Genomic DNA, 1235 nt, shown 5'->3' with positions numbered 1-1235 from the left:
ACTTGAAACGTGGCTAAAAAGCCCTGTTTTCTCGCAAATTTTGGCTAATCCATTTTTCAAATAACAAAAATCAATATTTGACTTATTATGTCATTAAATAATTCCCCAAAAGGAGCTATGATGAAAGCTGTCATCACTAAACCAATGTGTGTCGTTGGCGACAATAAAAGCACCATTCGTTTTGAACCTTCAACACAAACGACCCCATTTGTTGAAATTTCCAATCAGGTCTATGCACGTTTCAAACGTGCCAATGCTGTAAAACCTTTTCTTGAGGTTAAGGCAACAGCAAAGCTTGAAAAACCAGTTAAACAAGTTGAGCAAGTAGAAAAAGAAATTGTACAAACATCAACTGAACCAGTGATAGAGGAAATCGCACCAGAACAGCCAAAAACATCTAAAACTTCCAAGTCATCAACACCTACTCCCAAAAAAGCTTAGAAGTTGAAATTAATCATCCGCCAAAAATGGTATCTTCAACAGGTGAAGGATACCTTTACAAGTCTTCAAGCACCACACCTTAATTGGGCTTTGCGGAATGCTCTAAACACCGCAGCAAAACAAGTCGAACGCTTTGCAGAAAAACAAATTGCCGATGTTACATCAGCCAAATCAAAGCGTATCAAGCGAGGCGTTTATATTAAAGAAAAAGCTACAGCAAAACTTCTCGAGACAAATATCATTGGTTCTGGAACACCGATACCTCTTAAATTTTTTCAAGCACAAGAAACAAAACGCGGTGTAACTTACAAAATGTTTGGAAAGAAAGAAATCTTACCTCATGCTTTTATCAAAGGTGGGAGTTTTCCAAAGCGTGTTGAATTAAAAAAGCTGAATGGTAATGTCTTTCAAAGAGCAGATGGAGATCAATTCCCCATTGCAAAACAAGAGGGACCCTCAATTGCTGGAGTAATGTCCAAGCCAGAAATTGCAAATACTATTACACAATATGCCAATGAGAGATTAATTGCCAATATACAGAGACAACTTGAACGTCAAGAATACGCTGCTAACAAGAAGACTAAATAATGTTCTTATGCTATGCCTATCTGCTACACAATAGGATTTTCTTTCTTGACAAGATTCACAGAAAACATATATCGTTAAATTAGGTGCCTCAAAAACACCTTAAAACCATAAGCGGATTGATTACCGAAATAATCAGTCTTCTGTACATTAAAGACTTTGACTCATTATATGCTACACGCGTATAATGACCTCGTCGGGTGTGGTTA

2 protein-coding genes are annotated in these 1235 nt (G+C 37.1%); both read left to right on the top strand.

Annotated elements, in window-relative coordinates; translation table 11 throughout:
• Positions 1–120 precede the first annotated feature (120 nt).
• The gene (locus tag J7R10_RS08165) at positions 121–441 is read left to right on the top strand and encodes a hypothetical protein (protein WP_010705373.1); all 321 of its coding nucleotides are present in this window, start codon (positions 121–123) and stop codon (positions 439–441) included.
• 3 nt (positions 442–444) lie between these two features.
• Entirely contained in the window at positions 445–1029 is a 585-nt protein-coding gene (locus tag J7R10_RS08160) for a hypothetical protein (RefSeq protein WP_026501379.1), read from the top strand.
• Positions 1030–1235 lie beyond the last annotated feature (206 nt).

The organism is Bartonella vinsonii subsp. berkhoffii ATCC 51672 (genome assembly GCF_902825225.1).
Classification (GTDB): domain Bacteria; phylum Pseudomonadota; class Alphaproteobacteria; order Rhizobiales; family Rhizobiaceae; genus Bartonella; species Bartonella berkhoffii.
This window is presented reverse-complemented; position numbering and strand designations above follow the sequence as displayed.

Coding starts and splice junctions, on each gene's coding strand:
- J7R10_RS08165 (WP_010705373.1), top strand. CDS start 121: ATGAAAGCTGTCATCACTAAACCAATGTGTGTCGTTGGCGACAATAAA.